The following is a 24,525-nucleotide window of genomic DNA, read 5'->3' on the forward strand; positions in this document are numbered from 1 at the left end:
GCCGGGCTCGGGTTGCTCGGCGCCGGGTTGCTCGAGGAGCCACCGCCGCCGCTGGGCTTCGTCGACGTGGAACCGCCGCCGGAACCGGGGTTCGTCGTCGTGGAGCCGCCGCCGGTGCCCGGGTTCGTCGCGGTCGATCCCCCGGTCGCCGGACTCGTCGTCGAGCCGCCGCTGCCGTCGTTGCTCGTCGTCGAGTCGGCTCGTGCGGCCAGCTCGACCTCGGCCTGCTTCGCCTGCTGCGCGTTCCAGTAGGCGGTCTCCGTGGCCACGCTCGTCCCCTTGAGGTAGGCGAGCTGCTTCAGGACGACCTCCTGCTGGTCCTGCTCACGCTGGAGGCGTCCCTGCGCGTGCGACGAAGCGTCCTTCGCCTCGGCGAGCGCGGACTTCGTCGCGTCGGTCGCCTCCGCGAGCGCCACCGTCGCCTGCCGCTGCTGGGCGGCGAGGGAGTCGACGGTGTTCTGGTCGGCCTGCGCCCGCGCCAGCACGGTCGCCGAGCGCTCGGACAGGTGCGACATGGTGCCGACGCGGTAGAGCAGGTCCTTCGCGTCCCGCGTGTCCACCAGCATCGAGGTCGACAGGTCCCCGCCGCCGGTCCGGGCGAGCTCGACGACGAGCCCGGCCACCTGACCCGCGGACTCGCGGGCCGACGCCTTCGCGCGCTTCGCCTGGTCGGCCAGGTCGTCGAGGTCCGACTGGGCCTCCTGCTGCTCCGATGCCGCGAGCGAGAAGGTCTGCGCAGCCTGCTGCTCGGCGATGGACGCACGGTCGGACGCGTCCTGCAGGTCTTCGAGGCGCGACCCGAGCTCGTCGACGGTCTGCTGCGCCGCCGCCGCGTCGGACTTCGCCGCCCGCACGTCGTCCCAGCTCGGGGCCGACGGGGTCGCCTGCGCCGGGGCGGCGAGGGCGACCGACAGGCCGATGCCGAGGACGGCGACGACCGCGGTGCAGGTCAGGGACCGGGCGGGCTGCTTCATGGGTCGGGTCAACGCCTCCTGGCGACGCTCGTTCTCATACCGAGATCCCCCGCGCTGCCATGAAGGGGACCGGGTCGGTGGCGGCACCGTTCACCCGGGTCTCGAAGTGGAGGTGGCACCCTGTCGACCAACCGGTCGAGCCGATCTTCGCGATCTGCTGGCCGGCGCTGACGTGCTGGCCGTAGGCGACCAGGATCCCGCCGTCGACGATGTGGCCGTACGCGGTGGAGATCCCGCCGCCGTTGTCCAGGACGACCTCGTTGCCGTACCCGCCGCCGTTGCCCGCGAAGGTCACGGTGCCGTCGTGCGCGGCGTAGATCGGGGAGTAGCACGCGGGCGCGAGGTCGACCCCGGCGTGCAGTGCCGTGGCGTGCGTGTACGGGTCGACGCGCATGCCGAACCCGCTGGTCTGGTACCCGCCGGCCGGTCGGACCCAGCCGGAGGAGTTCGGCGCCCCGCCGCCCGAGCCGCCCTGGCTCGTCGCGGCAGCGCGGGCGGCGGCACGGGCGGCCGCAGCGGCGATGCGCGCCTGCCGCTTCTTCTCCTCCTCGACCCCCTTGCGGTACTTCGCCTCGACGCCGTGCTGCTTGGTGGTGAGGAGGGTGAGCTGCGCCTCCAGGCGGTCCTGGTTGTCGTTCTGCGCGTCGACAGCCGTCTGTGCTGCGTCTGCGGCACCCTGCGCCTGTTGCATCTTCGACTCCGCCGCGTCAGCGAGGGATCCGAGCGCGCGCTTCGCGACGTCCGCCTTGTCGGCGAGGCCCTGGGCGGTCCCGCGGTCCTGCGAGGCCTGCGCGTAGATGCCGTCCGCCTGCTCACTGAGCTTCGACATCGCGCCGAGCTCGTAGAGCAGGTCGCCGGACTTGCCCGGGTGCGTCAGGAGGTCGGTCGAGACGTCGCTCGAGCTCGCGCGACCGAGCTGTGCCGCGAGCTGGCCGGCCTGGGCCTCCGACGCTGCGGCGGTCTTCTTCGCCTCGTCGGCCTGGCCCTGGAGCTTCTGCTGCTTGAGCGTCGCCTGGTCGTACGCCGTCTGCGCCGTCTGGTAGGCCGTACCGGCCGCCTCCGCGGCCTTCTGCTTCGACGCCGCCTCGTCCTTGAGCGTCTCGATCAACGACGTGATCTCGGAGACCTTCGCCTGCTGCGCCTGGGTGGAGGCCTTGGCCTTCTCCACGTCGTCCCAGCTCGGGTAGCTCGTGGCGCTGGCCGTACCGCTCGGCGTGAGCGCGGCGAGGGTCCCGGCTGCGAGCGCGACGGCGACCGCGGCGGCGACGAGGCGGCTGCGGGAGCTGAGGGAGAACGGTGAGGTCGACATGTGTCTCGATTTCGTAACAGCGCGGCAAGGCTCACGCACGTAACACTGTTAACAGACGCAACAGTAACAACAGGTGTCGCAGCCGGTCACCCCTCGTGCGAGGGGCAGCAGGGTGCGACGACGATGCTCGCACGCGGGCACCGACGGCACGGAACGGAGCCTGGTGCTCCACGGTGAGTGAATGCCCGCGGGCGGACCGGACACCTGCGACACGCCGGGGATGACGCGCTCGGGCGGCTCGATTTGTGAAACGCGGGGGGCATCCGTATGCTTGTCCATCGGTAGCGCACTGCACCGCTTGCGGCCCTATCGTTTAGTGGCCTAGGACACCGCCCTTTCACGGCGGCAGCACGGGTTCGAATCCCGTTGGGGTCACTCTTCGTGAGTGAGCAGGCAAGCAGAGCAACACCGAGCAAGACAGCAAGACAGTAATTCAACATGGCCCTGTAGCGCAGTTGGTTAGCGTGCCGCCCTGTCACGGCGGAGGTCGCGGGTTCAAGTCCCGTCAGGGTCGCCACGGCTGGATAGCTCAGTTGGTAGAGCGTTCGACTGAAAATCGAAAGGTCCACGGATCGATGCCGTGTCCAGCCACAGCAGGAAACCCCCGGTGAAGCCGGGGGTTTCCTTGTTTCTGGGGTCGGGTTCGCTGCCGCTCCGTTGACGACGTGCCGGCTCTGTGCCGGTTGGGTTTCGTCGAACCGCTCCGCCAGGGCTCTCGATCGAGCTAGCGTCGGAGCATGGAAGCTGCGCGACGAGCACCCGATGCTGGAGCTCCGATGTTCGACTTCGATGCCGTCGACTTCGTCACCGCAGACCATCACTTCGGACATGCGCGGATCATCGAGCACGCGAGGCGTCCGTTCAGTGATGTCAACGCGATGGATTCCTACCTCGTCGAGCGATGGAACTCGATCGTCCCGTCTGATGCCATCGTGCTGCACCTCGGTGATCTCCTCATGGCCTCCATGAACGACGTCGGTGCTGCTCTTGCCCTCACTATGCAGCTGCACGGCCGTCGGCTGCTCGTCCCGGGGAATCATGACTGGATCTCGCGAGCAACACAGACTCGCACTCGCATCCAATCGATGATGCCGCGGTACGAAGCAGCCGGGTGGACTGTGCTCCCGGAGGTGCTGAACGGGTCACGGCGCGGACGTCTCCTCCGGGCGTCGCACTACCCTTACGACACAAGTTCCCGCGACAAGTTCAGCAAGGTCCGCCCCGTCGACGATGGCAGACCACTCCTGCACGGACACACTCACTCGGCTACGGTCTTCAACGATGAGAACGCGGCTATGCACGTGGGCGTCGACGCGTGGGACTTCACGCCGGTCCCCATGAGAGAGGTTGACCGATGGCTTGCTTCTACCCAGATCACGAAAGCTCCCCAAGAGGCCTTCTAGGGGCTTCCGTGTCGCCCGTTTGCAGACGGGCGACTCACGCCCAACACTAGTCAGAGGCGGGTATGGGGCCGATCGAACATCGATGCTATTTGAAAGAGACCGTTCGAGGCTTACGGGGCTTCGGGCTCGCCGGCTTCACCTTCATGGGAATCTTCGCGAGAGATACACCGACACCAGAGCCGCTTACAGACTTCAGCCCGTTTGCAAGGAGCACCTTCGTGAAGAAGAACAGGCTTTCGTGGAGCGGGCCGGGTTTTGGCGTCGCGATCGCTAGGACATACTCTGCCCTTTCACGTTCGAGGGTTTTTCCGCCATTGCCCGGTAGGGCCCGCCAGGCATCTTGAAGGACCTTTTGGTGCGGCTCGGAAGCCCACGCAACGGAGCTGTTCACAGCCTGGGCAACTAGATGCGAGAGAGCCGGAGAACTCGACGCAGACTTCACGCAGAGCAACTCACCATCTGGAGTCAGCAAGTCTGCAACCTCCAGGCGCTCGTACTGACTGAATACCGCCAGACCCTTGTCCAGGAGCGCGTACCCTCTCTCCGCTGCGACGAGCTTGTTGTAGGAACCTTCAATCGTCGGATCATCTGTTGAGTCACGAAGCGATTCACTATCCCATTCAGGCAGGTTGAGAACCTCGGAAACATCGCGAATCGCGGCCACGGCGGCGTTGACCTGCGCGGTGAAGTCCTTACTCACCTCAAACCACAACCCGGCAGTGAGCAGGTAGTCCTGCCCGTCCATCGACTCTTCAGCCAAGAGGTACGCCTTGAGAGTTCGACGCCGGTCAACCATCTTGCCCTCCGCATCGAGCGCGAGTACATGAACGTCGGCGAGGGGGCTCCTGTCCGAAGGCATAGAGCCAGCTAGATCAAGGATACTCCCTGAGTCCAAGTCGTCGATCTCATAGCGGCCAAGTGGACGCCCGAACACCAGCTCATAGTGATCGAACTGGGCTTCATTCACGTCAAATGGATCAGGAGCCGCAAAACTCAGAGTGGAGTCTTTGGCGCGAATCCTTGCGACCACTGCTTCATCCAGTTTCTCAATCCGCGGATCCTTCGTGGAGATGGGGCGAATTCGATCAAGGAAGGGAAACTTGGTTTTGAATGCTTCCGACGCGTAGAGATTGAAGACCTCATCGAGCTTGGGCCCGAGATTTGCCAGAGTGAAGCTCTGCACGGTCAGGCGAAGCGAATCAGCACCTGACGCACTGGATGCAATCAAACCCGACTCAGTTTTGCCTGATATCTGACGTAACCAATCCTCGTCGATTGCGACATTGAGGTCCGAGAAGGATCCATCCACAGGCAGCATCGTGCGCTGATCCCGTGAATTACTAGCTACCCCACGAGTTTGGACACTTCTCACCCGACGCTCAGCGATCAGCCCCGCGGCGACGCGAAGACCAAAACTGGGCTCCACAAACGAAGCGTCAATCGCATGGTATCCAGTTCCGTAGGTAAGAGCAAAGACGCGTTCACCTCGTTTGACCAGGACCACCGCACCCGCACTGGCAGACTGCTCCAAATGGCTTCGTACGTCAACGATCGAGTCGAGTTCGGCCGCCCAGTTCGGGAGGTCCGGGTCTCCCAAGATGAGAAATGGAGCCACATCGAGCCCGATGGTCGTGCGCGGTTCCAGCTTTGCGACCGTTTTCGCACTCCTGAGCACTGTGTCGTCCATCGGAACGCCATCCCTAAGAAGGTAAATCGTCAGACGCATCGGTGAGCCCTCTCATACGGCCGTGTTTAGCCTGAGCGTAGCTCATTTCGGACAAGCTTGAGGGAGGTTCGGGCAAACGCCTGGTCCGTGAACCTGACACCACTAGCAGACCGCAGCAGTGACGCGACATCTCGAAACGAGGCCGATCATCCAGAACGGGGCCGTTCCGTCGACCAGCTCACGTTGGTCGCCTCACTTGCTTCGACCGCCACCACATCGGCCGGTCGAAGCACGGACGCCTTCCAGTTCGAGAGTTCAGCGACGCTGCCCACGACCGCCAAAGCCATGTCGATTGATGGGGTCGGGAACGAGTCGCTCCAAAACTCAGTGACTCCCGTCGTCTGTGCGAGCCATAGTGGCGGCTCGGTCCGCAAATCATCAGCTAGCTGAAGGAAAGCTCCCTCGAGAACGACTGCGCCGAAGCGGTTTGCTAACCGGTTGGCCTGGACAACCGTTCCGCCCGGTGTACTGAGTTCCTGTGCGCGTCCCGTTCTGGAGTTCGTGATCCCAACCTTCGTCACCCGCGCTTCGGGGAAGTGAATGAGGTAGACGTCATGCGGTTCCCACCAACCCTGATCGACTTCGTCGCGGCTCGGCCCAAACCGGAGTGAACTGACGGCGTGACTCTCCATCTGGAACCTCAACCGTCGCTGATCTGAAAGCGAGCGCGCAGCAAGGCGCTCCGTTCGACGGAAGACGACACCGGCATCAGAGGCGGACGGGTGCCGACCCGCTGCAAGCCAGCTTCGAGCTCGCTGCTTGAGGGGGATGACGGTCCACCACTCCGGTCGCGAGCGGGCCGTGCTCGGGAGAGGCAGTTGCACGATTGCCTCGATGTCGTCGTACGTGATGTTGATGTTTGCTTTGTCGGGACGGTGCGCGAGGTACTCGTACAGCGGCCGCCAAGGACCCATGCGAATCTCGGTGGACGTCATGACTGTGATTCTCCGCCGATCATCCGGTCCAGAGCGCCGCTGGCTCGAACCGCTGCGTCGGAACGAGCCCGGCTGTACCGTTCGGTGACCTGCATCGAGGAGTGACCCAAGATCGCCTGTACGTCGTTGGCTGCACTGCCAGCGTCGAACAGGAGGGTTGCGAGCGTGTGCCGGAGATCGTGTATGCGGAAGTCAGGCCGGTCTAGAAGCAGGCGGAGTCGCGGCCAGTCGACGGCACGGCGGACGTTGGAGACCTGCAGGCGTCCACCCCTCGACCCGGTGAAGACCAGGTCGTTGCGGCTTTTGCCCTCGATCTGCAGAGCGATGGACGGCAGAAGGACACCGGGAAGCGGGACGGTTCGCTCCTTGTGGCTCTTCGGACTCTGCTCGATCAACTCACCATTACGCCCCGGCGAGAAGCTCCGACGCACGTGGATCACTCGTCCCGCCAGGTCGACGTCGGACACCCGCAGAGCACTCGCCTCCCCCGCTCTCATCCCGGTGAATACGAGTGCCGAAAGGTATGCACGGTAGGGACCGTCCTCAATCGCAGCGAGAAGCGTACGAACCTCCTCCGAAGAGAGGGCTCTCGACCGAAAACTCCGTGCTCCGTCTTCGCGAGGCCGACGAACCAGTCGTGCCGGGTTCCCGCCGATCACGCCGAACCGGACCGCACCGTCGAGCAAGCGGCTGAGCATGGCAAGAGCGTCGTTGCGCGTCGAAGCCGATCCGCTCCACTGTCCGATTGCCTCATCGACATCGCCGGCAGAGATCGTCTCCAACTTGCGGTGCCCGAACCACGGCTGCACGCGGTGTCGCCAAGCAACGTCGTAACCACGAGCCGTAGCGGGACGGATACTCGATTCGATCGTCGGCCAGTAGCGCGAGTACCAAATGTCAAGGGTCATACCGCCGTCTGGCTTGATCCGAGTTCGAGCTTCACTCCGTACACGCTTCGCTTCGGCAAGCGACCCAACGAGGAAGCTCCGCTCTCGATCCTCCCCATTTAGACCTGTAGCCCAAACACGGACCTGGTACTTCCCGCGGTCAGTCCGGTACCTGATTCCTTCGGGGAGCGGCTTGCGAGTCCGCGGGTCCAGCCGCTCAGTGCGCTCGGCCACTAGTACCACCCGATTCAAGGAAGCCGACGATGGTCGAGGTCTTCCAGAGCATGTGTTTCCCCATGCGCGCGTCCGGGTATGGAACCCTGGACTGGCGGCGGAGCGCATCGAAAGTCGAGAGCGGGACACGGCAACGAGCAGCCGCCTCGCGTCGCGTGAGGTAGACGTCCTCCTCGACGAGTGTCGTTTCTTCGTGAGCTTCCTGATCAGCGAACATCGCCGTCTCCTTTGTCTGACCTCTTGGTGTTTCGCGAATCTCTCCATTCCCTCGCCGCACGGGCAGCCTCGATCGCGAGAGCCTTGTCGCCTTGCGAAGTCCACCCCATCCCGGCGTAGGACCAAAGCCCAATGACGAGCACGCTCTCGACTTCTCCCGCGTCAGGCTCACTTGCAGCCGCGGCGATGCGTTCAAGTCGCCACTGATGTCGTGCATCCCGGAGAGAACCGAGCGTTACCGAGTAGCGCCTGGACTTCGTCGAGAAGTGGCCACGAAAGCCGAGCATCCGCGACCAGCGTTCAAGAAGTACGTAGGGCGACTGCGGTTCTGCAGCGACGCCAATCTGCTCGGCGATGTCGCGGAGCCTGACGAGGTGTGGACGAGGCGAGGCCCCCGCATCCAAATCCTCCGTCGCCTTGGTCGCGTACTTGGCGATGTAGGCGGCGACGGCACGATCCGACAGCCGTCCATCTAGGCCTTCGCTTCGAACGATCGGCTTCACGTCGATCTGCCTCCCCCAACGGAGCACGTTCGGTAGGCGTCCTGAGGGAAGGCTGGGCGGTTGATAGCGCACCGCACGGGCAGCCTGGCGGATCGCTTGCGTCAGGTGAGCGGTCGTCATGCGATCATCTGGCGCTGGGAAAGCATCATCCCTGTCGACACCGTCGAGTCGGACGATCGCGTGGAAGTGGACGGCGCCCCGCTTTTGGAACTCCGCCACTTTCGCGAACTGTGGTCGGACAAGGGTGGAAGCCTCTCGCTGACTCATGCCAAGGACTTTGGCGAGCTCCCTCCGAAGCTGGATGGTGAATCGCCTCCACAGCTCGGACGCGAAGTACTGCCACACCACGTGGCCCTCGTAGTCGTAGCAGTCTGGGCAGATCGCATCACCGAACTCGGGACCGCCTCCTCCGTGTCCGGTCCCGCATTCCGGTCGACGACCGTGTCTGCAGGGTTTGGCCCGGGCGCAGGCCGCGCCGTGTACGGCTCCGAACGAAGGAGCGGTCAGTGTGAGGAAGACCATGGGGTGGGCAGCCACTGAGTTGGGAACGCCCTTCATACCGCCGGCTGCGCCAGCCATGATCATGTGCCAGGTGTCGCCCTTGTACTCGTGGCTGCACGAGGCGCAGCGTTGTGCGCGGCGGTTGCCGCAGCGAGTGAAGAGGACGTGGTCCGGCTGGTCTGCAGACGAGAACCTGGCGCGCTCCTCCCCCGTCTCAGATCCGAAGGTCGTGGATGCTCCGACCAGCCGAACCGGGTTCGTGCAGAAGCCCACCCGGGCGGCACCCCGCATCCAACGGTCGAACTCCGGACTACGGAGACGCCGCGCGACTGACTCAGCGAGGCCCATCAGACACCACCAGTTCGGGGACCGCGCATCCGATCGGGTAGACGTACCCAGTCACATCGTCTGTGCGCAACACTGGACGGCAGACGTCGACCGCGGCGTGCTCCTTGCGTCGTTGATCGATCCAGTCGGTGAGCTGCGCATCAGTGCACGACTGGTTCGCGATGTGCCCGTACCGCTGGACGAGTGAACGGTCTTTAAGATCTGGCGCGACGTAGACCGCGTGCTCTGCACCGTTCGTTGTGTCCCACGAGATGCGCAGGTTGCACATCGACGGTTTTGCCTCGACCGCGGCTGGAGCGTGTTCCCCTGCGGTGAATTGGCCGAGGGTCGCACCGCCGGCAACGAGCACCCCAGCGACGACGATGACCAGTGCGGATCGTGCGATGTTCTTCATGACTCCTCCTTCGATTGAGCAGTGCTCCGCGTCCGACGTCGCGGACGGGCGGGCTCACGCGCATGTTGTGCCTCAGGTACGACCACCGGCTTGAAGCGCGGCGCTGTGAAAGCTCGTGCCGTGTTCGTGATCAGGGCATCGTCCGCGTATCCAGCACGCACCCGCTGCGGTGTCGCGAGCTCGTCCGACAGGACGTAGGCGGTGCCGGGCGCGCCGATCGGAATCTCGTGGCAGAGCGCACCGGCGGCGACAGAGCCGTCCCCGAGCACCATCGACGTTTCGGTCCGGTCACGGAGACGAAGCCCGATTGTCTGGGTGAAGAGCCCCCGCGCGGGCAGCGTCTCCTTGCGTGGATCCTGCAGGCACGCGATCACCACGAAGCCGACAGCGCGCCCTTGTGACGCCAGCGTTGCGATGCTCGCGTTCGCCCGGCGCTGCAGATCCCGGTCTGGTTCGTACGCCGTGAGAGCAGCGAGTTCGTCAATCAGGACGATCACGAGGGGAACCTCGGTAGACGCTTCGTGCTGCCGAGTCGTCCCGGCGAGGTCGCGAGCCCGTGCCTGCATCTGAGTGACGGCCTCCTCGAGCATGGTCACCGCATGCACCGAGTCGTTTGCGAAGCGAGTCAGGAGAGGCTTACCCATCCCGAGCTCCATGCCGCCCTTGAGGTCGACGCCCCACACTTCGACCATCCCGGATCGGACTGCGCCGGCGAGCCCCAAGAGGAGCGCCCAGACGATCGACGCTTTGCCGCTTCCCGAAGCGCCAGCAACCAGCGTGTGCGGGCCGAGACGGAGCCTCCAATCGTCGCCCTCTTCAGTCCGACCCATCGTGACCGCTCGCCCGTCCCACTCATCGCTTGGAGCAAGTACGAATGGTTCGGCAAGGGGGTCGGCGTAGTACAGGCGAAGTTCGAGCTGATCGATCCGCGTCCCGGACAAGGTGGCGCGACGCGCCCCGAATGCCGCCGCAATCCGGTCCAGGTGGGCTCCGACGTCTCCGGACGTGAGCCCGCTCGGGAGGTACAGCGGCACAAGACACGCGTCTGCGTCCCAGCTCGGTGAACCGATACCGGCTGCGATGTGCGATCCACTCGGACCATGCGCTTCAAGCCGGAGCGTCTGCGCAAGAGCTGGCCAGGCGGCCACGATGTGCCGGGAGATCGAGCGCTGCTGCGCTCGGTGGAGGGCTTCGTCGATGTTGCCCCACACCCGCAGACGGCGAAGCACGAAGATCAGTGCCACGAAGCCGTTGAACCACCACGCAAGGGGCAACCAGGTCGTCAGGAGATCCACGAGGGTGAGGATGATCAGCCCGATCAGCACCCACCGGAAGCGTCGGGCGAACCCCTCGAACTCGTCAGCCCAGTAGCGGACCTCCTTACGAACGGACCAACTCATCACTCACCACCCCGTGGCTTGGCGGCGGCTTTCATCTCGCGAGCCCGAAGCGAGTACGCGACGCGCGGTCGACCGCCGTTCTCCTTCACGTACGGCGTGACCGACAGACCATCGAAGACGACCGGACGGAACGGGAGGCCTTGGATCTCCGGCGGAGCCACCGGCTCGCTGATGCTGATGATCTTGACCGTGACTTCGTTCTGGCCCTTGCGTGCGTCAGGGTCGGCGTCGATGACGCGCACCTGCCACATCGGCTGACCGGAGTTCTTGTCAAGGTCCTGCCCCTGACGCTGGCCGTCATCAGACCACTTCACGACCGGTTCGACCTCCCCCACCATGAACGCGCCCTTCGGGAAGTACGCGTCGAAGCTCACCGGGATTGCTGACTGGATCGCCATCTCTGGCTCCTCTCGATCGTTGCTGTTGATCCCAGTCTGCACACGTTTGCTAAACCTGTCAACAAATGTTTGCTCCCAACGCAGATGTTGCCGGAGTCCGCTCAGCAGGAGACGCGCGCGCGAACGGTAGCCTGAGGGACGGAGGCAAACATGGAGTCAGCGATCGAGTGGGGCACCGTCCCGCCGACCCTTCTTGCTGCCCTGACCACGCTCGCCAAGAAGGCTAAGAAGGATGCGGAACACCTGAGCCGGATCCGTTGGCCTAAAGGCCCGGCAGACGTCCAGGACGAGCTCCGGGCAGCTATCTCCGACGCTCACAAGATCTCGAAGGCCGGAACTGAACTTCGGGCAGTGCTCTCTGCGTACGCGCACCGCGTACACGAACCACGGCCAGTGATCTCCGACCTGGCGCGCGCTCAGGACACGGGCTCGCAGGGCTTCATCCGCCGGTACTCCGACGCAACCCTGGCCGCAGTGCAGCAGCTCATGTCGGACTCTCCGGACATCGAGACGGTCAGGGCAGGCATCCCGTCACTGTCCCTCTACGACCTGCGTGACCTCGGTGGGCCGGTCGGTGACGCAGCACAGCGGCGCATTGCAGCGGACGAGGGCGCGCGGGGCGACCTGTGAGAACTTTCTCTACTCGTTCAAGGCCGGCCTAGCGGCCGGCTGCGCCGCCTGCGGTGCGTCCGGTCCTCGCTCCGCTGCGGTCCGGGCGCTCCTCGGTGGCGCACCAGCGGAATCGCCCAGCACCCACCCAACTGCGAAAATCGCAACTCTGGTAAGCTGCCGGCATGGAAGATCCCGTCGTAGGGCGTGTCCGCCAGATCATCGACGAAACGGGTCAGCAGCAGCGCACCATCGCGGAGCGCATCGGCATCGACCCGACCAAGCTCAGCAAGTCGCTCTCTGGCAACCGCCGTTTCACATCACTCGAGCTTGCGCTGCTGGCGCAGCTCGGAAACCGAACCGTTGACTGGCTGTTGACGGGCGCTTCGTCGCGCTCTTGGACCTTCGCTCATCGGCTAAACGCCTCCACGACGTCGGACGCAAACAAGGCAGGTGAGCGGGCGATCAGAGAGCTCGCTCAGCACCACGAGGGCCTGGAAGCGCTCGGGTTCCTCCCGCCAGCAAACTTTGTCGACGATGCTCCCGCGCTGCCTGGATCCTTCGTAGCAGCAGGAAACGCTCTCGCCGAATGGGCTCTTTCAAAGTTTCCTGTCAACCTACGAAACCTGAGCAATGCCGACTTGATTGCTCACGTTGAGGAGACATTCAATCTCGACATTGTTGTCGCAGATCTGCCCGATGGCTGTGACGGCATGTCGTACGAAGACGGATCCCTCCGTGTAATCCTCTTGGGGACCACCGACCGTGCCGCTCGACAGCGGTACACGCTAGCCCACGAGCTGGGTCACATTCTAGGACACGACGCCGATCAAGAAGTCATTCGGGAGAAGCTTGGGAAGCCTTCGAGCATTCGAGAGCGTCGCGCAAATGTTTTTGCAGCGTCATTCTTGGCTCCAGCCAAAGAAATTGCGGCCGCATACAGCGACTCCCAGGTAACACACCAGCAACTCGCGTGGGAATTTGCTCTTTCGCCGGAGTCCTTCTCGTGGCGCCTCTTTAACCTCAGGCGCCTCAACGAAAAATCAAGGCAGGAACTCGCTGGCAGAACCTCAGCGAACATTGCCTCGGAGCTCGGAAGAACGCCTGACCAATTCGAGCGTGATCAAGCCGCGCGCGCTCCCCGACCTCCATTGAGGATCGCGTCGAGCTATCTCAGGGCGTTCTACGCAGGACAAGCGACGCTCAACCCTCTGGCTTCGATTTTGGGTATTGATAGTGACGAAGCCTACAAGATATTCGCGTCTTCGCCCGATAGCGTAGTTGGCAATCCCGAGCAACTCGAAGTTGCGTAAACAACGTGCAGTCCTTCTTCTTCCCCGACAACACGGTATTCGTGAACTTTGCGTGGGTAAATAAGCTTGATCTACTCAGAGCATACCTGGGTGAGCGCGGGCACCTCGTCGAGGCAGTGGCGCACGAAATCGGACGATCCTCTAATCACGTGCCAAACCTTGCGTCATTGGATGTTCCCACTTGGTTCAATCAAGTGGTTGAGTTTGACGAAGATAATGCACTTAAGGCCATCGAGTCGATTCGGAAGCATCGCTTCGGCGGCAAAGAAGATGAGCCACTCAAGCACCTTGGTGAGAGCCAGACTATTTACGCAATCACGCAGATCCAGGAGTATAAGTCCTCCGTTTTCGTGACCGATGATCAAGCAGCCTACACACTTGCTAAAAACCTCGGATGCGTAGCTGAAGATACAGTCGGTGTGCTGCGCCGACTGTGCGCAAACCAGGAAATTACCGGACAGGACGCTTTTGAGATTGCTGTCGCGATTCAGAATGCAAGTCCTGACGGCCGCAAGTTGATCACTCCGTTCTCCTCGGCGCGCGACTTCAACTGAATCGACGGCGTGCCGGTTTGGTGCCGGTAGCTCAGCTGAAACCCTCTGGTCCGATCTGCGACTGACCACCGCCGGATCACAGACCTCAGGCGACAAACGGAGACCATTCGATGCCGTCTGCGCCGACGCCTTCAACTGAAAATCGAAAGGTCCACGGATCGATGCCGTGTCCAGCCACGGTGAAAGGCCCCCTACTCCGGTAGGGGGCCTTTTCGCGTTCCCGGTGGACCGTGTGCGGCACCAGGTGCGTGTGCGGCACCTGTTCGCGTCCGGCGCGGATCGAACCACGTTCCCGACATCGAACCGGGCAGCGGGCCTGGTTCGACGTCGGGAACGTGGTTCGACGCGCTACGCCTCGCGGGTCTTCGGGCTGCTGTCGTTCGTCTTGGCCGGGTCCCGCTCGACCACGCCACCGAGGGCATCGTCGATCCGCGACATCAGCTCGGACGGGATGCGGACGCCGGCCGCACCCGCGTTGTCGTGCACCTGCTCCGGTCGCGAGGCGCCGATGATCGCCGACGCCACGTTCTCGTTCTGCAGCACCCAGGCGACCGCGAGCTGCGCCATCGACAGGTCCAGCTCGTCGGCGATCGGCTTGAGCTCCTGCACGGCCGTGAGCACCTCGTCGTTCATGAAGCGCTCGATCATCTTCGCGCCGCCCTTGTCGTCCGTGGCACGCGAGCCCTCCGGCAGCGGCTGGCCGGGCTGGTACTTGCCGGTCAGCACGCCCTGCGCGATCGGCGACCAGACGATCTGGGAGATGCCGAGCTCCTGCGACGTGGGGACGACCTCACCCTCGATGACCCGCCAGAGCGCGGAGTACTGCGGCTGGTTCGAGATGAGCTGGAAGCCGAGCTCCTTCGCGAGCGCGGCACCGGCGCGGAGCTGGTCAGCCGTCCACTCGGAGACGCCGACGTAGAGCACCTTGCCCGCGCGCACGACGTCGGCGAACGCCTGCATCGTCTCCTCGAGCGGCGTCTCGTGGTCGAACCGGTGGGCCTGGTACAGATCGACGTAGTCCGTCTGCAGCCGCTCGAGCGACCCGTCGATCGACTCGAGGATGTGCTTCCGGCTCAGACCGGTGTCGTTGTGGCCCCTCGGTCCCGTCGGGCCGAACACCTTCGTCGCGATCTCGAGCGACTGGCGGCGCTCCCCCTTCAGCGCCTCGCCGAGGACGGTCTCGGCACCGGTGTTCGCGTAGACGTCGGCGGTGTCGAACGTCGAGATGCCGACGTCGAGCGCTGCCCGGACGCAGGCGATGGCCGCGTCGTTCTCGACCTGGGAGGCGTGGGTCAGCCAGTTGCCGTAAGTGATCTCGGAGACCTTGAGGCCCGAGTTCCCGAGGTAGCGGTACTCCATGTGCGTGTCACTCCTGTCGTGGACCGCGTCGGTGCGGTCCGAACCGTGACGGTAGTCCAACGGCCCCGCACGGCCACCAGCAACTGTAGGGTGATGTATCAGAGCCGTGCGCCCGGGCAAGACGAAACCCCGGCGATGTGGCCAGGGCCAGTGATCGTTCCGGGGTCTTCGAGGACAACGGTAGCAGAGGGGGAGTGATGCACGAAGCTGCGCTGGAACGGTTGATCACAGCCGATCGGTTCCGGTCCTACCATCTCGCCACGCGAACCCGAGCTGGTGCGCTGTCGCTCTACGAATGGAACATGCGGGCCTCCGCGTCGGTGATGGAGCTCACTGGTGTCGTCGAGGTCTTCGTCCGGAACGCACTCGACACCGAGTTGCACCAACTCGCGCGGCGACGGCAGTGGAGCTCCTGGCTCGACGGCCTCCCCCTGGACGGTCGCGGTCGCGCTGACCTGGCGAAAGCCAGGGTGCGCGCCAGCCGGAACGGCCGCCGCCCGGAGGTGCACGGACGCGTCGTCGCCGAACTGTTGTTCGGCTTCTGGAGGTACCTCGTCGAGTCGCGGTACCTCACGACACTGTGGACCCCTGCGCTGCACCGGGCGTTCCCACTCGGCGACGAGGACCTCCTCACACGCCAGCGCCGGGTTCGCGAGCGACTGCAGCAGCTGCACTTCGTCCGGAACCGGGCCGCACACCACGAACCGATCCATGCTCGCGACCTGCGGCGGGATCACGACTACGCGATCGAACTCCTCGGTTGGATCGACCCGATCGCCGCCGAGTGGGCAGCGGACGTCACGTCGCTGCGCGCAGTCCTCGGCACACGGTCCAGTCCCTGAGGTGCAGGATCGCAGGGGTGCGGCGCAACGCGGTGCCGCGGGGAGCGAAGGAGCATCCATGACCGGAGCGAGTGTCCTGTTCATCGGCGGGAGCGGCGTGATCAGCGCCGCGTGCGTCCGCGAAGCCGTCGAGCAGGGGTTCGACGTGACGGTGCTCAACCGGGGGACCACCGGGGGCAGGCCGATCCCGGATGGTGTGACGCGCCTCCAGGCCGACGTCTCGGACCGCGCAGCGCTGGCGGACGCACTCGGCGACCGCCGGTTCGACGTGGTGATCAACTGGATCGCCTTCACAGCGGACCAGGTGCAGGCAGACGTCGACTTCTTCGCCGGACGGACGCGCCAGTACGTCTTCATCAGCTCGGCGTCGGCGTACCAGACACCCGCGACGCACCTGCCGATCACGGAGTCGACGCCGTTGAAGAACCCCTACTGGCAGTACTCACGCGACAAGATCGCGTGCGAGGAGCTGCTCATGACGGCCTACCGGGAGCAGGACTTCCCGGTCACGATCATCCGGCCGTCGCACACGTACGACGAGACGAAGCTCCCGCTGACGGGCGGCTGGACCGCGGTCGCCCGCATGCGCGCGGGCAAGCCGGTGATCATCACCGGCGACGGCTCGTCGCTCTGGACGCTGACGAACAGCCGGGACTTCGCGGTCGGGTTCACGGGGCTGCTCGACCGTGCGGAGGCGATCGGCGAGGCCTTCACGATCACGAGCGACGAGGCGCCGACGTGGAACCAGATCGCGGAGGAGATCGCGGCCGCTGCCGGGGTGGACGACCTGCAGATCGTGCACGTGCCGGCGGACGCGATCAACGCGGTCGATCCGGAGTGGGGCGCGGCGCTCCTCGGCGACAAGGCGAACAGTTCGGTGTTCGACAACAGCAAGGTGCGCTCGCTCGTGCCGTGGTACCGGCCGCGGATCCCCTACCGGCAGGGTGTGCGCGAGGTGATCGCCTGGTACGAGGCGCACCCGGAGGAGCAGGTCGTCGACGAGCGGCTCGACGGGCTGATGGACGAGCTCGCGGAGCGCTGGGCGGTCTGACGGCGCACTGAACCACGAAAGCGACATCGAACCGGGTTGCGGACCTGGTTCGATGTCGCTTTCGCGGTGCGACGTGCGGAGGGCGCGCACCCGCCCACCGACCGGGAGGCACGGCGCGCGCCCGCCCCGTCAGCTGCGGACGCGCAGGATCTCGCCGAGCACGTCGATCGCGTGGCGCACCTCGTCATCGGTGACGACGAGCGGTGGCGCGAAGCGGATCGTCGACCCGTGGGTGTCCTTCACGAGGACACCGCGGTCGGCCATGTCGTGCGCGATCTCCTTGCCGGTACCGAGCGCGGGGTCGATGTCGATCCCCGCCCAGAGTCCGGCCACGCGGTGTGTCACGACGCCCTGACCGACGAGGTCGTCGAGCAGGCCCCGCAGCACCGGTTCGCCGTCGAGCGCCCGCTGCTGGAACGTGCCCTCGCCGAGCATCGCCACGACCTCGGAGCCGACGGCGGCCGCGAGCGGGTTCCCGCCGAAGGTCGAACCGTGTTCGCCCGGACGCAGGACGCCCAGGACCTCGCGGCGACCGACCACGGCGGACACGGGGACGATCCCGCCGCCGAGTGCCTTGCCGAGCGTGATGAGGTCCGGCGTGACACCGACCCGCTGCACCGCGAGGGTGTGGCCCGTGCGCCCGAGCCCGGACTGGATCTCGTCGGCGACGAGCAGCGCGCCGAACTCGTCGCAGACCTCGCGGACCGCCGGGAGGTACGACTCCGGCGGGATGACCACGCCGCCCTCGCCCTGGATCGGCTCGAGCAGGACGGCGACGACGGTCTCGTCCATCGCCTCGCGCAGGGCAGCCGCGTCGCCGTAGGGCACGGTGCGGAACCCGGGCGTGAACGGCCCGAAGTCGTCGCGCGCGGTCGGGTCGTCCGAGAACGACACGATCGTGGTCGTGCGGCCGTGGAAGTTCCCGGACGCGACGATGATCGTGGCGCGGTCGGCCGGGACGCCCTTCACCCGGTACCCCCAGGCGCGGGAGACCTTGATCGCGGACTCCACGGCCTCGGCACCGGTGTTCATCGGGAGGACCATGTCGGTGCCGGTCAGGTCGGCGAGGGCAGCGGCGAACGGTCCGAGCCGGTCGTTCACGAACGCGCGGGAGGTCAGCGTCACGCGGTCGAGCTGCGCCCGGGCGGCGTCGAGCAGCCGAGCGTTGCCGTGGCCGAAGTTCACCGCGGAGTACGCGGCGAGCCCGTCGAGGTAGCGCTTGCCGTCGACGTCCGTCACCCACGCACCGTCGCCCGACGCGATGACGACGGGCAACGGGCTGTAGTTGTGGGCGAGCGAGCGTTCCTCGACGGCGAGCGCAGCAGCGGTGGCGGTGCCGGTGCCGGTCGCGGTCGTCATCGCGCGACCGAGTTGCCGGTGCCGACCGGGTGCAGGTCGAGGGTGCAGCACTTCACGCCGCCGCCACCGAGCAGCAGTTCGGACAGGTCGACGCCGATCGGGTTGTAGCCCTTCTCGCGCAGCTGCGACGCGAACGTGGTCGCGCGGGACGCGATCACGACGTTGTAGCCGTCCGAGTACGAGTTCAGACCGAGGATCGCGGCGTCCTCCTCGGTGGCGATGATCGCGTCCGGGAACCGCTCGCGCAGGATCGCGAGCGAGGGCTCGTCGAACGCGCTCTCGAGGTAGGCGATGTTCGAGCGACCGGAGGCGTCGGGCTCCGGGTCGAGCACGGCGATCGCGGTGTCGAGGTGGTAGAAGCTCGGGTTGATCAGCTTGAGCGTGACGACCTCGCGGCCGTAGATCTTCGCGAGTTCTTCGTGCGAGGTGCTGTCGGAGCGGAAGCCGGTGCCGGCGAAGATGGTGTCGCCGATGAGGAGGAAGTCACCCTCGCCCTCGTTCGTCTCCTCCGGCTCGGCCACGGTCAGGCCGGCGCTCCGGAACCAGTCCATGTAGGCGGGGCCCTCGGGCTGGCGCTCCGGGTACTGGAACTTCGCGCCGTACGCGACACCGTCGAGCACGAAGCCGCCGTTGGCCGCGTAGACCATGTCCGGCAGCCCCTCGATCGGCTCGATGTAGGAGATGTCGAACCCGAGCTGCTCGTAGACGTCGACGAGGGACTGCCACTGCTCGACGGCCTTCGACGTGTCGGTCGGCTCCTCGGGGTGCATCCACGGGTTGATCCGGTAGCTGACCGTGTAGTGGGTCGGCTTGCACATGAGGATCGTGCGCTTCGTGGCGACGCGTGCCGGTGCGGCGAGGGATTCGGGAGCGGTGTTCGACATCAGTCCTCCTGGGGGACCGGGGCCCGAGCCTGCCAGGAACCACCACTGGACGAGTTGCAGAGCTCCGGCGAGATGCAGGCTCACTCGCCGTAGCGGACCAGGTCGACGCCACGACGAGTCTTGCACAGACTCGCCGTAGCGGAACAGTGACACCCGAGCAACGACGCACCACCCCTGGCACACACATTCCACCCGGTGCAGTCCCCCACACTGCGGGCCACTGGCACCCGTTCGGGTGACGCACGTTTCGTGCGCGGGACCCACCTGGCGTGCAAGAAGCACGCGTAGCATCGGTGGAATGGATTCGCTCGACCACCGCATCCTGGACCAGCTCCGGGAGAACGCCCGCGCCGGCTACGGCGACATCGGGTCGGTCGTCGGACTCTCGGCCTCGGCGGTGAAGCGTCGCGTCGACCGGCTCGTCGCCGACCGGGTCATCCAGGGGTTCACGATCAAGGTCGACCCCGCCGTCGAGGACCGCGGCACCGAGGCCTGGGTCGAGCTCTACTGCCGCGGCACCGTCTCCCCCGACGAGCTGCGCTCCCTGCTCGACAGCGTGCCCGAGGTGATCGACGCCGGGACGGTGACCGGCAGCGCCGACGCCGTGGTGCACATGCGGTCGAGGGACCTCCCCGCGCTCGAGGAGGCCCTCGACAGGGTGCGGCTCGCGCCGCAGGTCGACCACACGAGGAGCGCCATCGTGCTCTCGAAGCTGGTCACCCGCGAATCCGCCTGAAGCGGGTCGCCCCCGGCGCGTAGGTTCGCCCCTGTGGGACGGAAGACGACAGCCTGGAGGCGCGGCGTGCCTCCAGGACGGTCCGTGGCGGCCCGGCGGATGGTCACCGCCGCCAGCGCCGCGTACGCGGCCAACTGCCTCTGGGGCACGGCCGTGGCGGTGCGTCTCGTGCGGACGAAGAAGCTCCGGGTCGTGCACCACGGCCTGTTCGTCGTGACCGCGACGCTGACCGGGATGGCCGCGACCACGCCGGTCTGGACCCGTGACCGGAGTGCGCTGTTCCTGCTGCCCGCGCTCGTGCCGCTGGCCGTCGCTCCGAGGACGAACTCCCGCACTGGAGCACACTGGAGGGTCGCGGTCGCCGCCGCACCGTCCTACCTGGGGGCGCTGCTCGCGGGCGGACGACGAGAGAGGTGAGCATGGAGCTCTTCGAGGCCATCCGACGCCGACGCACGACCAACGGGCACTTCCTGCCCGACCCCGTGTCCGAGGAGCACCAGCGGCTGCTGATGGAGCTCGCGGGGCGGGCGCCGTCGCAGCTCAACAGCCAGCCGTGGCGGTTCGTGCTCGTCGAGGAGCGGGCAACGATCGACCGGATCGCTCAGATCAGCGGGTCCTCGATGACGCGGACGATGGCCGAGGGGACGTTCTTCGAGCGGTACAGGCCGTACTTCCGGTTCTCACAGGCCGAGATGGACGAGCGGCGTGACGGGATGCTCTTCGACAAGCTCCCCGGGCCGCTCAAGCCGTTCACGAAGCAGGTGTTCACGAAGCGCGGACAGCTGCTCATGAACACCCTCCGCGTGCCGCAGACCCTCGGCGAGGAGAACCGGAAGCTCGTCGCCGGCTCGCCGCTGCTCCTCGGCGTGATGCTCGACCGGCACGAGTACCGGAAGGAGGAGCTGTCGGGCTTCTACTCGGTGTTCAGCATGGGTGCGGCGATGGAGAACGTCTGGCTCGCCACCACCGAGCTCGGCCTCGGCATCCAGTTCGTGTCCTTCCCGATGGAGACCCCGGGAGCATGGGAGGAGATCGAAGGGCTGCTCCGGGTCCCGTCGTCGCTGGAGCTCATGGCCGTGTACCGGATCGGGTACCTGCCGCCCGAGCGCCGGCGCCCCGCGATCGACTGGACGTCGAGCGAGCGGAAGCGGCCGTCGCAGTACGTGTTCCGGGGCACGTGCGACACCCCGCAGCAGGGCTGGGACGACGCTGCACCGGCGGGCGGGGCGGACCTCCGGTGACGGCGATCACGGCGGTTGCCCCGCGCCTGCCGGGTCGGCCGTGGATCCAGCAGGACTGGCTCGACGTCGTCTTCGTGCACTGGCGGGTCGACGTGTCGGCGGTCGCACCGCACCTGCCGTCCGGGGTCCGGCCGGACACCCTCGGCGCCGACGGTGTCGACGACGGCACGACCACGTGGGTGGGGCTCATCGCGTTCCGGTTCACCGACACCGCGTTCCCGCCCGTCCGGGTCGGACGTGTCGGCGACTTCGTCGAGGTGAACGTCCGCGTCTACACCGTCGACGAGCAGGGTCGGCACGGGGTCGTGTTCCTGTCGCTCGACGCCGGGAAGCTCCTGCCGACGCTCGGAGCACGGGTCGCCACGGCGCTCCCGTACTGGTGGGCCCACGCCGAGTTCCGCCGACCGGAGCCGGACCGTGCCGCCTACGCGATGCGTCGGCACGGCACCCGCACGCGCTCGCTGGTGGACGTGGAGATCGGTGCCCCGATCGAGGAGCCGACCGCGCTCGAGACGTTCCTCACCGCGCGGTGGGGCATGCACGTGCACCGGGCCGGTCGGACGCGGTTCTGGCCGAACGAGCACGAGACGTGGCCGCTGCACCGGGCGTCGATCGTGCGCCTGCGGGACGACCTCGTCGCGGCGGCCGGGCTGCCGTTCGCGCTGACCGGGCTCGAGCCGGACTCGGTGCTCTACGCACCGGGGGTCACGACGCGGTTCGGCCTGGGGCGCTGAGCGTCGCGTCGGCGACTCCGGGGTCGGTCGTCCTCGACGCACCCGTCGGGGGACGGCGGGCTGGGTGGGGCACGACACGTGCGGCGGTACAACGGGACCATGACACGTGTGGCTGTGGTGACCGGTGGTTCGGCGGGACTCGGACGGGCGACGGTGCGCGAACTCGCCGCCCGGGGCTGGGACGTCGCGGTCCTCGCCCGCGGGAAGGACGGTGTCGACGCTGCGGTCGCCGAGGTCGAGGCAGCGGGACGCCGCGGACTCGCCGTGCTCGTGGACGTCTCCGAACGCGAGGCCGTCGAGGCCGCGGCCGACCGGGTCGAGGCCGAGCTCGGGCCGATCGACCTCTGGGTGAACGACGTCATGGTCGGCGTCTTCGGTCGCTTCCTCGACACGGATCCTGATGACTTCGAGCGGGCGCTCCACGTCACCTACCTCGGCTGCGTGAACGGGACCCGGGCTGCACTGTCCCGCATGGTCCCCCGCGATCGCGGACAGGTGATCCAGGTCGGATCGGCACTGGGCTTCCGCGGGATCCCCCTGCAGGCCGCGTACTGCGGTGCGAAGCACGCGATCGTCGGCTTCACCGAGTCCGTCGTCTCGGAGCTCGAGCAACAGGGCAGCAAGGTGGCGATCTCGCGGGTCGACATGCCGGCGCTCAACACCATCCAGTTCCAGTGGGTGAAGTCGAAGCTGCCGCACCAGGCGCAACCGGTCGCCCCGATCTACCAGCCGGAGGTCGGCGCACGGGCGATCGCAGCCACCGCAGAACGGCCACGCCGCCGCACCTGGGTCGGCGAGTCGACCGTGTACACGATCCTCGGCAACCGCATCAGTGCGCGGTTCGCCGACTGGTACGCCGCGAAGACGCTGGTGTCCGGCCAGCAGGCACCGCAGAAGGACGGCGCCGCGCTCGGGGTCAACCTGTACGAGCCGATCCCGGGTGACCACGGGGCACACGGGGTGTTCGACGACTCGGCGCACGCGTGGTCGCCGCAGACCTGGTGGGTCGAGCACCGCCGGCTGGGCAACGGCATCATCGGTGCCGTGCTCGGTGCCGCCGGAGCGATCGCCCTCGCCGCGGGTCGTCGGCGGTGACCGGGACCGGCCGGACCCGCACGGCGGTGGAGTCCGCACGCTCGGCACTCGGCGCCGTCCACGCGGCCCGCGCACTCCGCGGTCGACCGACGCCGGTGCTCGATGCGGTGCTGGCGGTCCGGCAGCTCGGTCAGGCCGTGCTCGTCCGGCGTGCCGGGACCGTCGACGCGCACACGGCGAGCGCCCTGGTCGACGCGCTGCACGGAGCCTCGATGGTGCCGGTCGCGCTGTTCGGCGGACGGCTCCGGCGGTTCGCGGCCGTCCAGGTGTTGCTCGCCGTGGCGCTGGCCGTGGCGGAGGTCGCCGCGGTCGGTCGCGCCGGCGGACACGGGTCGCTCCGCCGCTGAGGTCACGGCGCCCGCGACCGGTGCCGTCACCGAGGTGCGTGGTGCGGACCGCTGCCGCGACACGGGTGGGGTGCGCCGACACGACGCACCCCACTCGCTGGTCCTCGGCGAGGTCGCGGTCCGGTCAGTTCCCGGCGAGGCTGAGGAACGAGATCGGTGCGGTCTGACGCTGGTCCGTGGACAGCACGATCCGGCCGGCGCTGTCGCCCGTCGGAGCACCGACGAGCTGGTCGCCGCCGATGCCCTCGACGGCGAGCTTGCCGCCGGCCTCGAGCGAGAAGGTGTTCAGGGCGAGGTCCGACCCGCAGAACGTCGCGTCCCGACCGGTCAGGTAGCCGCTGTTGCTCCAGCCCTTCGACCCCCAGGCCAGGCAGCCAGTGCCGTCCTGCGACCACAGCTCGACACCGCCGCGGACCGTCCGGGCGTCGAACGTCGCGGCGGCTGCTCGCGCCCGGGCAGCGGTCGTGAAGTAGTCGACGGTGCCGGCCTTGTCGGTCACGGCGATGTACGGCAGGCCGTGGAGGGCGCCGACGCGGTCCTGGGCGACGAGCTGGACGTGCGCGGGCTCGGCGGCCTGGGCGGCGTCCGAGAGCGCGAGGCTGCCGGTCAGGGCGGAGAGCGCCGTGAGGGCGAGGGCGCCGATCTTCATGGAGGTCTTCATCGGATGGTTCTTTCTGTGCTGGGGAGAGGAAGGGTCGTTCGACCGGGGATCAGAACCGGGGGAGGAACCGGTCGTCGATCGTGTAGGTACCGGTCGCGGAACGCTGGCCGTCGTGCAGCTGGACGGCGGTCACACGGTCCTGGCCGGCGACGAATCGACCGCCCGGCACGGCAGCGGCGAAGAAGCCGGCCTCCGTCGCGGTCACGACGGACGTGTGACCGGCGTAGGTGACCTCGACCCGGGCCCCCGCGGCGACGTTCTCGCCGAGGAACTCGGGGGTGCCGGATCCGTTCAACGGGGTGAGGATGGTGTCGATCTGCGGGGCTGCCGACGGGTCGACGGTGGAAGCGGGGGTCTCCCACGGCAGGCTGCTGGTTTCCGCCGCCTGAGCAGGCGCGGTTCCGATGGCGATGGTGCCGAGCGCGACTGCTCCGAGGACGGCTGAGGCGAGGGTACGACGCATGCGTGTGACCTTTATGTGTCATATGTTGCATGTGGACGTACCGATGGTA

Annotated in this window: 26 protein-coding genes and 3 tRNA genes; 15 read left to right on the top strand and 14 right to left on the bottom strand. The window is 66.6% G+C overall.

Annotated elements, in window-relative coordinates:
• Together NS184_RS11635 and NS184_RS11640 are read right to left on the bottom strand one after the other, a co-directional pair.
• Positions 1-974: coiled-coil domain-containing protein (locus tag NS184_RS11635; protein ID WP_430733541.1), on the bottom strand; the 974-nt coding region annotated here is incomplete at its 3' end.
• A 34-nt stretch (positions 975-1,008) separates the two neighbouring features.
• Positions 1,009-2,283, bottom strand: coding sequence for a M23 family metallopeptidase (locus tag NS184_RS11640; RefSeq protein WP_058726282.1), 1,275 nt, complete (start codon positions 2,281-2,283; stop codon positions 1,009-1,011).
• A gap of 302 nt (positions 2,284-2,585) precedes the next feature.
• On the opposite strand from NS184_RS11640, the gene NS184_RS11645 reads away from it, so the two are divergent.
• The 4 genes from NS184_RS11645 (at position 2,586) to NS184_RS11660 (ending at position 3,686) form a co-directional block, all read left to right on the top strand.
• Positions 2,586-2,658, top strand: a tRNA-Glu gene (locus NS184_RS11645).
• Positions 2,659-2,723: 65 nt separating this feature from the next.
• A tRNA-Asp gene (locus NS184_RS11650) sits at positions 2,724-2,800 on the top strand.
• A gap of 1 nt (position 2,801) precedes the next feature.
• Positions 2,802-2,874: transfer RNA gene (locus NS184_RS11655), tRNA-Phe, on the top strand.
• 185 nt (positions 2,875-3,059) lie between these two features.
• Positions 3,060-3,686 (top strand): metallophosphoesterase family protein, encoded by a 627-nt coding sequence (locus tag NS184_RS11660; protein ID WP_058726283.1) that lies wholly within the window; start codon positions 3,060-3,062, stop codon positions 3,684-3,686.
• A gap of 85 nt (positions 3,687-3,771) precedes the next feature.
• On the opposite strand, the gene NS184_RS17465 is transcribed toward NS184_RS11660, so the two are convergent.
• The 7 genes from NS184_RS17465 to NS184_RS11685 form a co-directional block, all read right to left on the bottom strand.
• A complete protein-coding gene (locus tag NS184_RS17465) occupies positions 3,772-5,412 on the bottom strand; it encodes a DUF6119 family protein (RefSeq protein WP_083513655.1) in 1,641 nt (546 codons plus the stop codon).
• Between the two features lie 146 nt (positions 5,413-5,558).
• On the bottom strand, positions 5,559-6,347 hold the full coding sequence (locus tag NS184_RS17890; RefSeq protein ID WP_152998185.1) for a DUF7662 domain-containing protein: 789 nt from the start codon (positions 6,345-6,347) through the stop codon (positions 5,559-5,561).
• Positions 6,344-7,156, bottom strand: a complete 813-nt coding sequence (locus NS184_RS18365; protein ID WP_193750455.1) for a tyrosine-type recombinase/integrase — start codon at positions 7,154-7,156, stop codon at positions 6,344-6,346. Before NS184_RS18365 ends, NS184_RS17890 begins: the two co-directional genes overlap by 4 nt.
• Before the next feature lie 518 nt (positions 7,157-7,674).
• Positions 7,675-9,036: a replication initiator gene (locus tag NS184_RS18935; RefSeq protein ID WP_345969010.1), complete on the bottom strand. Its 1,362-nt coding sequence runs from the start codon at positions 9,034-9,036 to the stop codon at positions 7,675-7,677.
• Entirely contained in the window at positions 9,023-9,430 is a 408-nt protein-coding gene (locus tag NS184_RS11675; RefSeq protein ID WP_058726286.1) for a hypothetical protein, read from the bottom strand. Before NS184_RS11675 ends, NS184_RS18935 begins: the two co-directional genes overlap by 14 nt.
• Positions 9,427-10,830 (bottom strand): FtsK/SpoIIIE domain-containing protein, encoded by a 1,404-nt coding sequence (locus tag NS184_RS11680; RefSeq protein WP_058726287.1) that lies wholly within the window; start codon positions 10,828-10,830, stop codon positions 9,427-9,429. Before NS184_RS11680 ends, NS184_RS11675 begins: the two co-directional genes overlap by 4 nt.
• The gene (locus tag NS184_RS11685; protein ID WP_058726288.1) at positions 10,830-11,228 is read right to left on the bottom strand and encodes a hypothetical protein; all 399 of its coding nucleotides are present in this window, start codon (positions 11,226-11,228) and stop codon (positions 10,830-10,832) included. Before NS184_RS11685 ends, NS184_RS11680 begins: the two co-directional genes overlap by 1 nt.
• A 150-nt stretch (positions 11,229-11,378) precedes the next feature.
• On the opposite strand from NS184_RS11685, the gene NS184_RS11690 reads away from it, so the two are divergent.
• The 3 genes from NS184_RS11690 to NS184_RS17900 all read left to right on the top strand — a co-directional run bounded on the left by NS184_RS11690 (position 11,379) and on the right by NS184_RS17900 (position 13,704).
• Positions 11,379-11,858 carry a hypothetical protein gene (locus NS184_RS11690; RefSeq protein WP_058726289.1) on the top strand — a complete coding sequence of 160 codons (480 nt, stop codon included), beginning with the start codon at positions 11,379-11,381 and terminating at the stop codon, positions 11,856-11,858.
• A gap of 164 nt (positions 11,859-12,022) precedes the next feature.
• On the top strand, positions 12,023-13,150 hold the full coding sequence (locus NS184_RS17475; RefSeq protein ID WP_083513657.1) for an XRE family transcriptional regulator: 1,128 nt from the start codon (positions 12,023-12,025) through the stop codon (positions 13,148-13,150).
• A gap of 5 nt (positions 13,151-13,155) precedes the next feature.
• Entirely contained in the window at positions 13,156-13,704 is a 549-nt protein-coding gene (locus NS184_RS17900; protein WP_152998187.1) for a hypothetical protein, read from the top strand.
• Between the two features lie 348 nt (positions 13,705-14,052).
• Here the strand turns inward: NS184_RS17900 and NS184_RS11695 are convergent, their stop codons facing one another.
• Complete coding sequence (locus NS184_RS11695; protein ID WP_058726290.1) at positions 14,053-15,063, bottom strand: aldo/keto reductase family protein; 1,011 nt, start codon at positions 15,061-15,063, stop codon at positions 14,053-14,055.
• Positions 15,064-15,365: 302 nt separating this feature from the next.
• On the opposite strand from NS184_RS11695, the gene NS184_RS11700 reads away from it, so the two are divergent.
• Together NS184_RS11700 and NS184_RS11705 are read left to right on the top strand one after the other, a co-directional pair.
• A complete protein-coding gene (locus NS184_RS11700; RefSeq protein WP_152998188.1) occupies positions 15,366-15,905 on the top strand; it encodes a hypothetical protein in 540 nt (179 codons plus the stop codon).
• Positions 15,906-15,963: 58 nt separating this feature from the next.
• The gene (locus tag NS184_RS11705) at positions 15,964-16,956 is read left to right on the top strand and encodes an NAD-dependent epimerase/dehydratase family protein (RefSeq protein ID WP_058726292.1); all 993 of its coding nucleotides are present in this window, start codon (positions 15,964-15,966) and stop codon (positions 16,954-16,956) included.
• Positions 16,957-17,085: 129 nt separating this feature from the next.
• On the opposite strand, the gene rocD is transcribed toward NS184_RS11705, so the two are convergent.
• A complete protein-coding gene (gene rocD / locus NS184_RS11710; RefSeq protein WP_058726293.1) occupies positions 17,086-18,315 on the bottom strand; it encodes an ornithine--oxo-acid transaminase in 1,230 nt (409 codons plus the stop codon).
• Positions 18,312-19,199: a dimethylargininase gene (gene ddaH, locus NS184_RS11715; RefSeq protein ID WP_058726294.1), complete on the bottom strand. Its 888-nt coding sequence runs from the start codon at positions 19,197-19,199 to the stop codon at positions 18,312-18,314. The genes rocD and ddaH overlap by 4 nt, the downstream gene beginning before the upstream one ends.
• 298 nt (positions 19,200-19,497) lie before the next feature.
• Here ddaH and NS184_RS11720 point away from each other — a divergent pair, with 298 nt between their 5' ends.
• From NS184_RS11720 to NS184_RS11745, 6 genes are all read left to right on the top strand, one after another.
• Positions 19,498-19,935: an Lrp/AsnC family transcriptional regulator gene (locus NS184_RS11720; protein ID WP_058726295.1), complete on the top strand. Its 438-nt coding sequence runs from the start codon at positions 19,498-19,500 to the stop codon at positions 19,933-19,935.
• A gap of 84 nt (positions 19,936-20,019) precedes the next feature.
• Positions 20,020-20,352 (top strand): hypothetical protein, encoded by a 333-nt coding sequence (locus NS184_RS11725; RefSeq protein WP_152998189.1) that lies wholly within the window; start codon positions 20,020-20,022, stop codon positions 20,350-20,352.
• Positions 20,353-20,354: 2 nt separating this feature from the next.
• Entirely contained in the window at positions 20,355-21,176 is an 822-nt protein-coding gene (locus NS184_RS11730) for a nitroreductase family protein (RefSeq protein ID WP_058726297.1), read from the top strand.
• On the top strand, positions 21,173-21,910 hold the full coding sequence (locus NS184_RS11735) for a YqjF family protein (protein ID WP_058726298.1): 738 nt from the start codon (positions 21,173-21,175) through the stop codon (positions 21,908-21,910). The genes NS184_RS11730 and NS184_RS11735 overlap by 4 nt, the downstream gene beginning before the upstream one ends.
• A gap of 99 nt (positions 21,911-22,009) precedes the next feature.
• On the top strand, positions 22,010-23,005 hold the full coding sequence (locus tag NS184_RS11740; RefSeq protein ID WP_058726307.1) for an SDR family oxidoreductase: 996 nt from the start codon (positions 22,010-22,012) through the stop codon (positions 23,003-23,005).
• On the top strand, positions 23,002-23,352 hold the full coding sequence (locus NS184_RS11745; RefSeq protein WP_058726299.1) for a hypothetical protein: 351 nt from the start codon (positions 23,002-23,004) through the stop codon (positions 23,350-23,352). Before NS184_RS11740 ends, NS184_RS11745 begins: the two co-directional genes overlap by 4 nt.
• Positions 23,353-23,476: 124 nt before the next feature.
• Here NS184_RS11745 and NS184_RS11750 read toward each other — a convergent pair whose 3' ends face one another.
• Together NS184_RS11750 and NS184_RS11755 are read right to left on the bottom strand one after the other, a co-directional pair.
• Positions 23,477-24,013 carry a hypothetical protein gene (locus tag NS184_RS11750; RefSeq protein WP_058726300.1) on the bottom strand — a complete coding sequence of 179 codons (537 nt, stop codon included), beginning with the start codon at positions 24,011-24,013 and terminating at the stop codon, positions 23,477-23,479.
• A 49-nt stretch (positions 24,014-24,062) separates the two neighbouring features.
• Positions 24,063-24,476, bottom strand: coding sequence for a hypothetical protein (locus tag NS184_RS11755; RefSeq protein ID WP_058726301.1), 414 nt, complete (start codon positions 24,474-24,476; stop codon positions 24,063-24,065).
• Positions 24,477-24,525: the final 49 nt, after the last annotated feature.

The sequence above is a fragment of the Curtobacterium luteum genome, assembly GCF_001475545.1.
Taxonomy (GTDB): Bacteria; Actinomycetota; Actinomycetes; order Actinomycetales; family Microbacteriaceae; genus Curtobacterium; species Curtobacterium luteum_A.